16 protein-coding genes and 1 pseudogene are annotated in these 13,135 nt (G+C 54.3%); 16 read left to right on the top strand and 1 reads right to left on the bottom strand.

Annotated elements, in window-relative coordinates:
- The first annotated feature begins 220 nt into the window (after positions 1-220).
- The 15 genes and pseudogenes from E2L06_RS15685 to E2L06_RS15755 all read left to right on the top strand — a co-directional run bounded on the left by E2L06_RS15685 (position 221) and on the right by E2L06_RS15755 (position 10,695).
- Entirely contained in the window at positions 221-1,441 is a 1,221-nt protein-coding gene (locus tag E2L06_RS15685; RefSeq protein ID WP_138782632.1) for a hypothetical protein, read from the top strand.
- Between the two features lie 282 nt (positions 1,442-1,723).
- Entirely contained in the window at positions 1,724-2,188 is a 465-nt protein-coding gene (locus tag E2L06_RS15690) for a hypothetical protein (protein WP_138782633.1), read from the top strand.
- Positions 2,189-2,315: 127 nt separating this feature from the next.
- Complete coding sequence (locus tag E2L06_RS15695) at positions 2,316-2,621, top strand: DUF6516 family protein (protein WP_138782634.1); 306 nt, start codon at positions 2,316-2,318, stop codon at positions 2,619-2,621.
- 23 nt (positions 2,622-2,644) lie between these two features.
- Complete coding sequence (locus E2L06_RS15700) at positions 2,645-3,049, top strand: transcriptional regulator (protein ID WP_076611011.1); 405 nt, start codon at positions 2,645-2,647, stop codon at positions 3,047-3,049.
- Between the two features lie 376 nt (positions 3,050-3,425).
- Complete coding sequence (locus E2L06_RS15705) at positions 3,426-3,980, top strand: hypothetical protein (protein WP_138782635.1); 555 nt, start codon at positions 3,426-3,428, stop codon at positions 3,978-3,980.
- Between the two features lie 6 nt (positions 3,981-3,986).
- Positions 3,987-4,430, top strand: coding sequence for a hypothetical protein (locus tag E2L06_RS22450; protein WP_249361469.1), 444 nt, complete (start codon positions 3,987-3,989; stop codon positions 4,428-4,430).
- A gap of 142 nt (positions 4,431-4,572) precedes the next feature.
- Positions 4,573-4,863, top strand: a complete 291-nt coding sequence (locus E2L06_RS15715) for a hypothetical protein (protein WP_138782636.1) — start codon at positions 4,573-4,575, stop codon at positions 4,861-4,863.
- A pseudogene (locus E2L06_RS22455) lies at positions 4,863-5,188 on the top strand (hypothetical protein). Before E2L06_RS15715 ends, E2L06_RS22455 begins: the two are co-directional and overlap by 1 nt.
- A 92-nt stretch (positions 5,189-5,280) precedes the next feature.
- On the top strand, positions 5,281-5,583 hold the full coding sequence (locus E2L06_RS15725) for a hypothetical protein (RefSeq protein WP_008452507.1): 303 nt from the start codon (positions 5,281-5,283) through the stop codon (positions 5,581-5,583).
- Positions 5,584-6,096 carry a hypothetical protein gene (locus E2L06_RS15730; protein WP_138782637.1) on the top strand — a complete coding sequence of 171 codons (513 nt, stop codon included), beginning with the start codon at positions 5,584-5,586 and terminating at the stop codon, positions 6,094-6,096.
- A gap of 120 nt (positions 6,097-6,216) precedes the next feature.
- A protein-coding gene (locus E2L06_RS15735) for an IS630 family transposase (RefSeq protein WP_212750783.1) occupies positions 6,217-7,346 on the top strand; the annotation gives its coding sequence in 2 pieces (ribosomal slippage) (positions 6,217-6,652 and positions 6,652-7,346; 1,131 coding nt in all).
- Positions 7,347-7,415: 69 nt separating this feature from the next.
- A protein-coding gene (locus tag E2L06_RS15740; RefSeq protein WP_138778477.1) for an IS630 family transposase occupies positions 7,416-8,545 on the top strand; the annotation gives its coding sequence in 2 pieces (ribosomal slippage) (positions 7,416-7,842 and positions 7,842-8,545; 1,131 coding nt in all).
- A 153-nt stretch (positions 8,546-8,698) separates the two neighbouring features.
- A complete protein-coding gene (locus tag E2L06_RS15745) occupies positions 8,699-8,992 on the top strand; it encodes a PadR family transcriptional regulator (RefSeq protein ID WP_092936115.1) in 294 nt (97 codons plus the stop codon).
- Positions 8,993-9,180: 188 nt separating this feature from the next.
- Positions 9,181-9,453 carry a PadR family transcriptional regulator gene (locus E2L06_RS15750; RefSeq protein WP_138782579.1) on the top strand — a complete coding sequence of 91 codons (273 nt, stop codon included), beginning with the start codon at positions 9,181-9,183 and terminating at the stop codon, positions 9,451-9,453.
- 795 nt (positions 9,454-10,248) lie between these two features.
- Positions 10,249-10,695: a peptidylprolyl isomerase gene (locus tag E2L06_RS15755; RefSeq protein WP_394348747.1), complete on the top strand. Its 447-nt coding sequence runs from the start codon at positions 10,249-10,251 to the stop codon at positions 10,693-10,695.
- Positions 10,696-10,895: 200 nt separating this feature from the next.
- Here the strand turns inward: E2L06_RS15755 and E2L06_RS22020 are convergent, their stop codons facing one another.
- The gene (locus tag E2L06_RS22020; protein WP_171052402.1) at positions 10,896-11,033 is read right to left on the bottom strand and encodes a hypothetical protein; all 138 of its coding nucleotides are present in this window, start codon (positions 11,031-11,033) and stop codon (positions 10,896-10,898) included.
- A 785-nt stretch (positions 11,034-11,818) separates the two neighbouring features.
- On the opposite strand from E2L06_RS22020, the gene E2L06_RS15765 reads away from it, so the two are divergent.
- Positions 11,819-12,676, top strand: a complete 858-nt coding sequence (locus E2L06_RS15765; protein WP_394348734.1) for an IS5 family transposase — start codon at positions 11,819-11,821, stop codon at positions 12,674-12,676.
- Positions 12,677-13,135 lie beyond the last annotated feature (459 nt).

The following is a 13,135-nucleotide window of genomic DNA, read 5'->3' on the forward strand; positions in this document are numbered from 1 at the left end:
AGAATTCAATTGATTCTAGGATTCTGTTACAGCAAAAACCAAGTGAGAAAGAACGGGGGGTACCCATTGGGACTGCTGTTGATCGACAGCGATGGAAAGAAACGGCGATAGACAGTGACCCCTCACGAAACCTTTCTGTAACTCACTCATCAGGAGTGCGATCTGTTGGACTGCACAACGGTGGTAGTCAGCCTACTGAAATAGAGTTACAATTGAATCTATGATTGACAAGAATACCTTACCAACTGAGATGTGTGTTCGCGAGCAGTGGATCTGCTGGCGAGAAGAAAAACGAAACGGCGACATGACGAAAGTTCCAGTTGACCCAGAGACTGGTGACTTTGCCTCGTCGACTGACGATCGAACATGGAGCTCCCTCGAGACAGCCCTCGAATATGCGACAGCTGCTCGAGCAGACGGGATCGGGTTTGTATTTACGAGTACAGACCCGGTCGTCGGGATCGACTTGGACAAGTGCCGCGATCCAGAGACTGGAAAGCCAGACGGGGACACGAAGGAAATCGTTCAGCGACTCGACTCATACACTGAAATCTCACCGTCTGGAACGGGCTATCACGTTCTCGTTCAGGGAGAACTCCCATCCGGGCGAAACCGCCGAGGTGGGATCGAGATGTATGATCAGTCTCGCTTCTTTACCGTCACAGCTGATCATGTTGAGGGAACGCCGGCGGTTATCAACGAACGCCAGGAAGCACTCAAGGAGATTCATAGCGAGTTCGTCGCTGAAGCGGATGATGTTGAAGACGCTGTCGTCGACGTCGACCAGAGCGAAGATACAACGCAGAAACAGACACGTAGCCTCGAAGATGCGAAACTCCTCGAAAAAGCCCGTTCAGCGGGTAATGGAACAAAGTTCGATCGACTATGGCGAGGGAATATCCAAGGGTACGATAGCCAGTCGGAAGCCGATATGGCACTCTGTTGTTTGCTTGCGTTCTGGACCGGTGGGGATCAACTACAGATGGATCGGCTCTTTCGGCAGTCTGGACTTATCCGAGCAAAGTGGGATGACGTCCACTATGCAGATGGGTCAACCTACGGTGAGAAGACGCTCGAGCGAGCGATTGCTGCGACGGATGACTTCTATGAGCCGCCGAAATCCTATGTGGAGTCGTCAGCCGCTGCTACTGCTGCTTTCACTCCCGAGACTAGTACCGCCGAATCAAAGTCTACAGAGACAGAACAAGTATATCTCGAGGAGAGGAATTCGCTTCTCGAGCAGCGTATCGATGAGTTAGAGCAGACTATTGCTGACCAACGAAACCATATTGAACAGCTCACAGCAGAACGCCAGCACTTGCGATCGCTTGTTGAGCAACTGGAAAACGAATCCGAGGACATCACTGAGCCTGCATCAGAAAAGGATGAAGGTTCACAATCACTTCGCACACGAATTCAGCAGTTATGGCAACGCAATTAATTTGAGGAAATATAATTTATTGACAGAACGCTATACGAGAGGACTATACGCCGAATCCGCCACTGCTGGACACGCATAGTGTCTACATATCCTCCGATAGGCGACTGAATTAGCCATATTGAGCGACTGAGTCGGAACGCTGACTGACTAATGCAGGACGGTCCTCAGAGAGATTCGTAGCGTTCGGTACAGTCAAGGCTGCACACACCCTAAAACATCTTGTCGGAGTATTTTCTCACCCCCAGATGGGTGCGGGGCGATTGAACTGTCCCGAGATAGCGAATGACTACTGAGCGACAGCACCCACGAGACCGTGGAATTGATCAGACACCAACTCACCGGCAGCCCTCCAAGCAACCCTGGTCTGGCCTCGAGTTACGTGTTCCGAACGACCGAAGTCGGGAATCACTCATTTCATTCGTCGAGTGTGTTCTCGTCGAACTCACACATGCAGACGTCGGTGCCGAGTATCGATCGTCGAACGTCTGGGGAGTTAAACTGACGCAGTACATCGCTGCCGATACGGTTGGCGAGAGATTCGAGAAGCGCCATTATGATGAACGGCTTGGCTGGCACGAACAGACAATGTCCCGGCAGGACGTGCGTGATGAACTACTCAACCGACTTGCACGGCCCGCGTCACTGGCGACGAATCAGAGTCATTCCCATCCTGTTGAAGAACCAGATACGTTCAGGGTGAAGCCGACGTGGCAACTTCGAACAGATCTGCGGGCCAGCGAGAGGTGAACTCGTTCTCAATGTCTCTGAGTCCGGTTAGTCAAGCGGCTCATGCTCTTGTAAAGAAGCAAATCACATACCTATGTTATGAAGTCCATAGGTTTATGCCTATGGAGGTCATCACATAAGATGACGGATGGCGTCCTACACTACCATCGAAGATTGGCAGGATGTCGAAGATGGGTACGTCATCGATGTGACCATCCGGCAGACGGAGGATAAGAAGTACCCGTGTGGATGGGACTACAGCCTCCACCACGGGGAAGTCGGCGGCGACACCATCCTTCGATACGACAACGCCCATGAACTGACGAAAGGCCATGAGCGTCACACCCGAAACGGTGTTGAAATCATCGAATTCCCCGGGATGTTGACGCTCTACGATCGCTTTCAACGCGAAACCGAGGAAATGTCGCCTGTCTCATGGAACTGGTCGGAGTAGGACGTCTCCAGGAGGTATACACCATGCCCACGCTCAAAGTCACCGTCGGTGAACGTGATCGCCTCAACCAGCGCACGCGTAGCCGCATCAAGGCCGCCCAGGAGGGTGAAGATCTTGACGATGCCCAGCCGGTGTTGAACTTCGGATCGTATGCAGAACTCAGTCGCCTGCTCAGCCCAAAGAATCTAGAGCTGTTGGAAGCAATCTCCAAACACCAGCCCGAGAGCATCCGCGAAGCCGCTGATCTAGTGGAGCGGGACTACAAACAGGTCCATCGAAACCTTTCCGAACTCGAAGACATCGGCGTCATTGAGTTTGAAAATGGCGGACCTGGTCAGGCAAAGAAACCGAAACTGGCCTACGATGGTCTTGAAATCGACATCCCGTTCGCAGGATCGAACGGGAGTGTCGGCGCAGCAGCACCCTGAAAGATCCTGTTCTTAGCCATCTGGAAACGAACCCTTCGCTCTCTGTTCTCGCTACACGTGGTTGACGGACGTACGTGATGAACTGATCAACCGCCTCGCACGTCCCGCGTCATTAGCGACGAATCAGAGCCATCCCCATTCTGTTGAGGAACCAGATACGTTCAGGGTGAAGCCGACGTGGCAACTTCGAATGGGTCGACGGCCCGGCGAAAAGTAATCAGCAGTCGTCAGTACTCGAGCCTGCTGTTGAATATCGATCACTGACTCCAGTACGCATCACCTAGTACTTTCCACTCGACCGCGCTCCCAGCATCAGGGTACAAAATAATTCTGACCGGCACTAAACTATTAGTTCGTGGGGGTCATAAAGCGAGTAATGAGCGACCGATCACAGGTGTGGCCAGAAGAGATGGATAGTGCAGATCGTGTCAGGCATGTCGCCTTGACGCGAACGACACCACGGAATGCTGGCTGGATAGCCGAAGAGGCGGATGTCTCGAGAGATACGGCTGTTAAATACCTTGATCGAATGGCTGATCAAGGAGAGCTCGAGGCCATTGAAACAGCCGACGGCACATGCTACAAGCCCGATGAGATTACGCACTTCCTCCGCGAAGTTCGGTCCCTTGCTGAAGAGCAGTCAGTAGACGAACTCACCAATGAACTGCGTGCGATTGGTGAGGAACTCGACTCGTGGAAGTCAACGTATAATGTTGAATCTCTCGAAAAACTTCGACAGAGCATTGGACGTGAGGATCTGTCGGCTGACGATCGACGCGAGCGCCTTGAAGTAATCGAAGAATGGGAATACAACATTCAGGTGCGTGAAGCACTTCAGCTTGCGATCAGCCTTCAGAGTTCACTAACGCGACTTGATGCAGATCTGCGTCTCGCAAATCGTGGTTCAGACACACTTCCCCAAGAGGGCTAGGGAAAGATGGTACTCTTTCTTGCTGGTGGCCGAGGATTCACTCGGCGCGAAGGACTTCGTCGCCTCAAAGAACGACTCGAAAAAGAACCGGGGTTTTCCGATGTTCGGTATCGACCATCTCGACTCCGTCCTCGGTCTGTCGTTGCTGACGTCAAGACTGAGATATTCTTAGGCGAAGAATTCCCACGGCAACAGGCCACCTTCGAGGTCACATGGCGGCCACGTGCCGACATTGATGTTCAGCGTGTTCAGTGGGCTGATGATGTAGTCTGCTTGGGGTGGCACAAAGACGATGATCATGAAGAACTTGGGACAACCCATTTCCAGATCGAGACCGATGAGGAATTAACCCACGAACCAGGGCATCTCGAAGCAGAAGCGCCGCTAAGCTTTCTGGAAACCTGTCTTCAGCGACTTCCTCCAAAACTCGAGAAGACGATTCCAGAGTGAGCTCGGTTACTCCCATCGAATGATTGCCTAATATCTGTATGCACATTCTGATACAGTCCCTCTGACCGTACTTCCAGCAGCGAGTTTATTGGCGCCGTGAGGCACGAGGCGCGCTCAACAGTGAGCCGTCATGAAATTTCCAATGACTGATCCAAATCCGATTGACGACACTGCAGACGATTACAGCCGGTTCGAGGCCAGACTCGTTGCCCGTGATCAGGATGCAACTCGCGTTGTAACAGCAGATCTCGGCGAGACAACCGCCCGACAGCTCGTTACGGAACTCATCGATACCGGTGTGGTGACGCCGGTTCCTGGCAAGCGGGTATTCATCCACGAGCCAAGTGGGACTGCCTTTGACTCGAGCACTCAGCTTGCTGTCTTCCATCAAGGCTGGACGGCTGCTCGCAACGCCGACGAGGTGCGTGAGTGATGCAGCAGACGCTCGCTGGCTGTGCCTTCTGCGACGCCCTGCCTGGCACCGAGGCCGGTGAGGCACATACGTGGGGAAAAATGAGCGAGTCTCTCACTACATCTGTGTCGACTGCGCTATCCAGGCAGAGCCAGACCCTGACGAGCGCGATCACTGCACCTGCGACGGCTGTGGGCTCGTCGTCGACGCGCTCGCAGCACTCACGCGGTTTCGCGTCGAACTCGGCCATCTTGAGGGCTCGCTACAGCTGTGTGCGAGGTGTAGTCCCGGAGGCCCGGCGACATACTGGACACGCGACCTCGAGAAGCATATCGTATCTGACTGACGACCGGCCGACCGGTCGTCGATGTGAGGGGAGCGTGGCTCACATTGTACACACGACAAATGCTAAGTGGACTGGCTCACAATGTACACATAATGAGTAGCGACAAAAAGCGCGTTCAGTTCCGGGCGCCCCACCGACTTATCGACCGGACCGACGCCCTCGCAGACGTCCTTGGGGAAGACCGGACGGATGTCCTCGTAACTGCGTTGCGAGAGTACCTCCAAGAGGCGGCCCATGACGACGCGCTCACGCAGGAAATCGCAGCTGCCTACTACGACGACGAGATCTCTTTCGAGCAACTCAAAGCGCTCGTCGGTGCCGAAGAGGCGGCGAACCTCCGGGTGTTGAAACAGCAGTTGGACGAGGACTTCATCGACGAGGTCGCCGACGCATAAATGTCGACACTCGTCGCTGACGCCTCTGCCCTCGTGAGTCTCGGGGTCGTTGCTGACGACGACCCCGATCCACTCGAGCTCTGTCTGTCCTGCTACGAGGTCATCGTCCCAACAGTGGTCATCGAGGAACTCCGAGAGATCGCCTCGTATGATGACGTACACGGTCGGGCTGCAACGACCGTCCTCGACCGAACTGAGACGCTCGAGGCACGATCGGTCGATCTCGACGCCGAATTTCCGCTTGATGACGGCGAAAACGCTGCTGTCACCCTCGCGAATGATCTCGACGCCACACTATTGCTCTGTGATGAGTTCAATCAACTCGGCCTGGTCCACGCCTCGCTCGCCGATACCCGGCTCGTCACGACGCCAACGCTGCTCTCAGTACTCGTTCGCACCGAACAGCTGTCAGCTGCCGATGCTCGTGCTATTCTCGACGAGATCAGCGATGCCCGCAGCTGGGACGCAAACAGCTACGTGCAACGTGCCCGGTCACTGCTTGAGGAGCCCTGATACCGACGCTGTCGCCCAGCGGTTCTCAGCCATCGCCTAGTGCCGCTTCAGGTCTGAGCTGCTAGATTTATCTACTCAGCGCGCGTCTTAGTACCATTCAGAAATATTCTGAAGCCCATCATGCCACGAACTCAGGAGTACGTTGTCGATCTGTCTGCCGATGAACGAGCCGAACTGAACGCATTGCTCGCCTCTGGAACGCACAAAACGCGTGTTCTCACACGTGCCCGGTGTCTCTTGCACGCTGATGACGGCTTGACTGATGACGAAGTCAGTCAAGCCGTCGGCTGTCACCCTGGTACCGTTGGCCGTTACCGCAAACGCTACACCGAAGACGGCCTCGCGGCGATCAATCGCCGCAAGGCCGACCGTGTCTACGAGCGTAAGCTCGATGGACGCGAGGAAGCTCATCTCATTGCTTTGGCGTGCAGTGACCCACCGGAAGGATACTCCCGCTGGTCACTGCACCTCCTTGCAGAGCATCTCGTTGGACTTACCGAGATCGACGTTGAGTCGATCTCTCACGAGACCGTTCGGCAGGTGTTAAAAAAACACGACTGCACCCTCACCGATCCAAATCATGGGTGATCGAACCCAACGAGAATGCCTCATTCGTCTGCAAAATGGAGGACGTCCTCGACCTCTACCACGAACCGTACGATCCACAGCGGCCAGTCATCTGTTTTGACGAATCCAACAAGGACCTCCACAAACACGTCCGCGACCCGCTCCCGGCGCGTCCGGGAGCGGTCGCTCGATACGACTACACCTACGAACGCAACGGAACACGGAATCTGTTCATGATGAGTGAGCCACTCACGGGATGGCGCCACGTCGATGTGACGAAGCGCCGGCGCAAGCAGGAGTTCGTCGAGCAGATGCGGTCACTCGTTGATGAGCACTACCCGGATGCGGTCCGCATCCGGGTGGTGCTGGATAATCTTTCGTCACACCAACGGTACGCTTTCTACGAGTTTCTACCACCAGCAGAGGCGAATCGACTGCTGTCAAAACTGGAGTTTCACTTCACACCAGAGCACGGCAGCTGGCTCAACATGGCTGAAATCGAATTCAGCGCACTCACCACAGAATGTCTTGACCGACGCATTCCCGACGCAGCGACACTCCGAGCGGAGGTCGCTGCGTGGGAACGTACCAGAAACGACGATAACTCTGACATTGACTGGCAGTTCACGACCGACGATGCACGCATCAAACTCCGCCAGCTATATCCAACAAATCACGATTGAAGCGGCACTAGTGTACTGTCAGCCGTGAGTTGAAAGGCTCATATTGTCGTGGATAGTAGGTTGGTGGCAATGACCCAGTCGACGTATCCAATCGAGTTGACCGAAGAAGAGCGAGATACACTGAACAGCATTACATCGCACGGCGTCCACCGGGCGCAGAAGATTACTCGCGCACGTATCCTCCTCCAAGCCGACGACGGTAAGAGTGACTCGGCGATCGCCGAGTCACTCGGCTGTAGCCCGAGTACTCCGTGGCGAACACGGAAGAAGTTCCACGAACGTGACCGGCTCGAAGCCATCGAACGCAAGGATCCTGACCGCACCTACGAACGCAAACTCGACGGTGAGGACGAAGCTCACCTTATCGCCCTCGCGACCAGCGAACCGCCCGAAGGCTACTCCCAGTGGTCGCTCCGGCTTCTTGCCGACGAACTCGTTGTCCTCGAGGAGATCGACCACGAGTCGATCTCCCACGAGACCATTCGTCAAGTCCTCAAAAAAACGAACTCCAGCCTCACCGATCCAAACAGTGGGTGATTCCGCCGGGTCAAGACTCCGAGTTCGTCTATCACATGGAGGACATCCTCTCGCTCTACCGCGAACCATACGATCCAGACCGACCTCTCGTCTGTTTCGACGAGCACCCGACACAGTTGATCAAGCACGTCAAGCAACCGCGCCCGGCAGAGCCGGGCACGGTTGCCCGTGAGGATTACCACTACGAGCGCAACGGCACCAAGAACCTGTTTCTGGCCTCCGAACCGCTCGCCGGCTGGCGAGCGGTAAGGGTCAAAGACCGACGAACCACCGAAGACTGGGTGCATTTCATCCAGCATCTCGTGGATCAGCACTACCCGGATGCGGACTGCATCCGGGTGGTGCTGGACAATCTCAACACGCACAACCCAGCTGCCTTCTACGAATATTTCGAACCGGCTGAAGCACGTCGGTTACTCGACAAGCTCGAATTCCACTTCACGCCAGTCCATGGCAGTTGGCTCAACATGGCGGAAATCGAGTTCAATACGCTGCAACAGCAGTGTCTCGACCGACGTATTCCCGATGCGGCGACACTCCGTCAGGAGGTCGCCGCATGGAAAAAGGAACGAAACAGCGGTGAAACGGATATTGACTGGCGATTTACGACCGACGATGCTCGCATCAAATTGAAACGCCTATATCCTTCAATTGACGCCTGACAGAGCACTAGAACCCGTCCGTACCTGGGCCCCTGTTCGGCGCAGACCGTGCGCGAGTCTGTCTCGTCGTTCCCACATCTTCAACATACGAGAAATTTCTAAGGAGTCACTTGCTCTCGGAACCTTCATCAGTCGATATACTCACATTCATATATGTACGATCTCACTGCATTCCAACGTGACATCTTGTACGTGATTGCTGGCCAGAACGACCCACATGGGCTCGCGATCAAAGACGAACTCGAGGAGTACTACGAGAACGAGGTCCACCACGGACGACTGTATCCGAATCTCGACGAGGTCGTCGACAAAGGGCTTGTCGAGAAAGGCGAGGCCGACAAACGAACGAACTACTACACGATCACAGCGCGTGGGCAACGCGAACTTGAGGACCGTCGCAAGTGGGAAGACCAGTACGTCGGTGAACTTCTCTCGAATTCGGAGTGAGACGGGCTCGGCCGCTGAGCGTGCGCGCTAGATCGGATCCCTCGAGTGTCGTTCTATTACGATCACAGTGTCAGGATATCGTGACTGGAAAGAGAATCAGTTAGTGGTATAAAAATCGACTAGTTGGATCAGCTTACATCTACGTACGTGTGGAATAACAAATATCACCTCGCCTGAATGGCTGTCCCATGGACGTCCTCACAGGATTCCAACGAGATCTGCTGTACGTGATCGCGGGCGCTGACAGGCCATCCGGACAGGATGTCAAAGACGAGATCGAGCAGTACTACAGTTCAGAGATCAACCACGGGCGACTGTATCCCAATCTCGATACGATTGTGAATAAGGGCCTTGTCGAGAAAGGACAACTCGACAGGCGAACGAACTATTACGCGATTACAGACGAGGGAGAACAAGCGATTGAGGATCGCCGTGAGTGGGAATCCCAGTACGTTGACTGAATTGAGAGCGGAATCGCCCTTGATCATTCCTTTGTTTCCTTAAACTAGTAATTATAAGATGTGGACTGAGAAGTTATATCAGCCACAACTGAGGGAATCTGTTGGCGTAGTAGTCATGACTGCCTCAGTCTCAAATGGCATGTTCCAGAGTTCTATCGATGCCTGGAATAAATGTTGCCACGCAGTAACCATGTGTTCAGATGGGCGTCTGCGAAAGACAGGGGTACTTGTCGAACATGGACGTTCAGTAAGAACGGTATCACACTGTGGACACACATACTGGATATAGTTATCTTGAGTCTGGAGAACCCAATTACCCTCAACAGAGTCTGCATAGTCACACTCCCAGCAGAACAGCATCGATTTCTGATCTTCTGGACTATCGCTGTCGTGGTAAGAGAGATGGGGATTCATGTCCTAAAGGAGGGGAGCAAGCAAAATAGTTCTGTCTACACATCTCCTTAGGTAATTAAAGGAGGTAAGAAAGATATCACTTCTGGACGAGTATCCTATATCAGGCCGAGTTTAGAACGCTAAATGGACACTCACTGCAATAGTGTAGAATAAGTTCGCAGCCGTGGTATACGGATAGATCACTAAAATAGACTACTCTCCGCACTGCGAGACGCTTGTTGCGCTCGAGCGCGAGGGCAACCTCGCGGACACGTCGGTGACGCCGTGCCTCTTAGGAGAGGTGGACCCTACTCAGAACGAGCGTGACTGCTATCTCTTGATGCAATAGACTTTCCGTGTGGCACACTTTCTACTTGTATGACGATAGACACTGGCGATTCTGTGACGCTTGAGTACACAGGGCGACTTGACGATGGAACAGTGTTCGATACCTCCCGGAAGTCCGTCGCCAAGGAGACGGGCCTCGCCGAGGCCCAGCCCGACCGGGAGTACGCGCCGCTGACGGTTAATATCGGTGACGAGCAGGTTATCGAGGGAATGGAGAAGGGACTGATCGGCTTAGAGGCTGGGGAGACTGAAACCCTGACGATCCCGCCGGAGAAGGCCTACGGTGTGCCCAGCGACGATAATATTCAGGAGTTTGAAACCGAGGAGCTCCGAGAGATGCTCGGCGGCCAGACGCCTGAAGAGGGCTCCTATCTTGAGGCCCAGAACGGCAGCCAAGGCGAGGTTGTCCACGTCGATGAGGAGGTTGTCCGAGTGGATTTCAACCCTCGTCTCGCCGGCGAAACGCTGACGTTCGAAGTCGAAATCATCGACGTCAACTGACCTCGAGCGGGGCATTTCCAGCAGAGCGATATAAGCATCATTCCCGCAACTTACTGGCTTGGCCTACCAACCGGAAGTGTGCCTTGATTATGGACAAGAGAAATACTCTCCAGTCACCGGCAGATTCTCCCAATAGGGATCAATCAATTCAATGCACTGCTTGTGAGTCTGCTCTACAGTCACCGGGAAGAGAAAGCATCTCATTCCTGCTTCTTGACCAATTTACTATTCCACTCGTCGGGTGTGACAACCACCTCGAAGAGTTCTGTTCTCTCTGCGGCCTCGCTACTGAAGATCGCGCCGAACTTCTCAACCACCGTCCGGCCGGCGGAGTTCACTGTCCAAGTTGTCGCCATGCACCGCACAAGCCACAACAACCGATCATCCCAGTTGGGGGCGGTGGGCTGGCTATACTCGCATGCTCAACCCATCAGTCAGACGTACTCGCCCGGTTCCGCACAGGCCTGCAGGTACGACACCATCTCAATTCCACACTTGACGCATTCTCCACTAACCCGTGACGGAGAGCCTGTCATAGAAGGGGTCACAGTAATTTGTTTCAATCTCTTTGAGTGAGTCATCCAATAAGTAGATGTGCGTATTGACCGCTGGACATTCTACCAGTTTCAATAGATGTTCTTGCTGCCGTGCAAGATACAAAGCGCAAGTCGGTCAAGAGAGTGTACCGATGTGAATGAGGCAAAGAATGCTAACGCTGGGGGATGAATATTATTAGCGGGCCGAATCTATACATGTGTATAGATGGATTCGTCTCTCCGGTTCCTTCTTGTTGCTGGCGCAGGCCTGTTGATTGGAGTTCCTCTCTGGATGGCTCTCTTGGCACCTGAAATGCTCTCTATCTCGCTGTTTACCAGTCTGGGATTTTGGGGTCCAGTAGCCTTCCTTCTGCTCACAATGCTCTTTGTGTTTCGGTCAGCCCAGCAGCCAAGCTAGTATGAGTTGTCCTCCTTGACTGGTTGGACAATCGGTAGTCCTACTGAACACTTACTCGATGGTTGAACAGCAGATGAATGGTGTACTGAATATACGGCTCTGTTTAATCGCTAGACGGCGTCGAGTTGAGTCGTTAGAATCACTGTGTTGAAGCGGAAGACCGGAAATTGTGCCAACCCAAATCTTCCGCTTCACCGAACGCTGTGTCTGGATTGCTAAAAGAGTTGCTGACGATACGGACGAATCCGCCGCCCCGGAAGGTGGCGGCAGATTCGCCGATTATGCGATGATTCCGCTTCACTGCTTGCGAATTTACCTTGGGACGTCCTATCGGATGACCATTGACATACTGACGGAGATGCCACGAATAACCCGGGAGATCGGCCTTGAACCGGCCGATCTCCCTCATCCATCCACGCTATGTCTAGCGTTCGATAGGCTCGAAATGCGTGTGTGCCGAGTGCTGCTGCGCTATTCAGCGCAGCTGCACGAGACCGGTGAGATCGGCGCGATCGACGCAACGTACTTCGACCGCTCCCGTGCAAGTCGCCACTACTGCCGACGGACAAACTACCGCGTTCAGACGATGAAAGTGACGAAGCTCGTCGATACAGAGACGCAAGCGATTCTCGATTTGCACTGTACTACGACGTGGGAAGGGAGTGATGCAGAGATCTGTGAGCAACTCGCCCGCAAGCACGCGGGCGAGTTGCGCGTCCTCACGGCGGACAAGGGCTATGACTGTAACTGGCTTCGAGAAGACCTCCGAGAGCTCGACATTCGGCCGTTGATCAAGCACTGCGTCCATGCACCGTACGATCACGCGCACAACGCGCGGATCGATGACGAACTCTACGGCCAACGGGCAATGTCAGAAACCGTCTTCTCTTCTGTCAAGCGCTCGCTGGGCGTCGCCCTGCGAGCGCGAACCTGGTACCGAGAATTTCGTGAGATCGCGCTGATGTGTGCGGTTTACAACATCAAGAAGGCCGCAAAACAGGAAATTCCGCTCCCCTCATGCGATTAAACACGGCCGAATATACCCTCTATATTCAGCAGTTTGTTTCCGACGCCTATCCGAGAAGTGAGCAGCGACTCCGGTAACTGCTTCCCCTGTACTTACCATTTGCCGAGGTGTCTAATGATGGGTATGAGAACTGTTCTATGACACCCTGGTGATGAAGTAGCACTCGGCGAGTGAATTGCAATCATCACTTTCGATAATAGGATGAAAGCCCCTGTCACGCTCGAGTCCCGCGCCTGGCGAGACGCACGCGTCTCGCTGCCCTTCGCTCGTTTTACTCGCGAAGACCTCGCTGCGCTCCTCACAGGTTGCAGTGCTTGCGTCGGCGGGGTTCCTCGAGCGCACCAGCCCCTTTCAGACCCGCCCACGTAGACTGATCGGGATGCTGTTGCGTTGGTTGCTCGTTTGCGAGTATCGGCCCGCCCCGCTCGCCGCGTGCTGCCCTCCGCGTCGCTCGCGACC

Source organism: Haloterrigena sp. H1, assembly GCF_005938085.1.
GTDB lineage: Archaea > Halobacteriota > Halobacteria > Halobacteriales > Natrialbaceae > Natrinema.

Coding starts and splice junctions, on each gene's coding strand:
- E2L06_RS15690 (WP_138782633.1), top strand. CDS start 1,724: ATGACTACTGAGCGACAGCACCCACGAGACCGTGGAATTGATCAGACA.
- E2L06_RS15685 (WP_138782632.1), top strand. CDS start 221: ATGATTGACAAGAATACCTTACCAACTGAGATGTGTGTTCGCGAGCAG.
- E2L06_RS22450 (WP_249361469.1), top strand. CDS start 3,987: ATGGTACTCTTTCTTGCTGGTGGCCGAGGATTCACTCGGCGCGAAGGA.
- E2L06_RS15730 (WP_138782637.1), top strand. CDS start 5,584: ATGTCGACACTCGTCGCTGACGCCTCTGCCCTCGTGAGTCTCGGGGTC.
- E2L06_RS15695 (WP_138782634.1), top strand. CDS start 2,316: ATGGCGTCCTACACTACCATCGAAGATTGGCAGGATGTCGAAGATGGG.
- E2L06_RS15750 (WP_138782579.1), top strand. CDS start 9,181: ATGGACGTCCTCACAGGATTCCAACGAGATCTGCTGTACGTGATCGCG.
- E2L06_RS15705 (WP_138782635.1), top strand. CDS start 3,426: ATGAGCGACCGATCACAGGTGTGGCCAGAAGAGATGGATAGTGCAGAT.
- E2L06_RS15725 (WP_008452507.1), top strand. CDS start 5,281: ATGAGTAGCGACAAAAAGCGCGTTCAGTTCCGGGCGCCCCACCGACTT.
- E2L06_RS15745 (WP_092936115.1), top strand. CDS start 8,699: ATGTACGATCTCACTGCATTCCAACGTGACATCTTGTACGTGATTGCT.
- E2L06_RS15700 (WP_076611011.1), top strand. CDS start 2,645: ATGCCCACGCTCAAAGTCACCGTCGGTGAACGTGATCGCCTCAACCAG.
- E2L06_RS15715 (WP_138782636.1), top strand. CDS start 4,573: ATGACTGATCCAAATCCGATTGACGACACTGCAGACGATTACAGCCGG.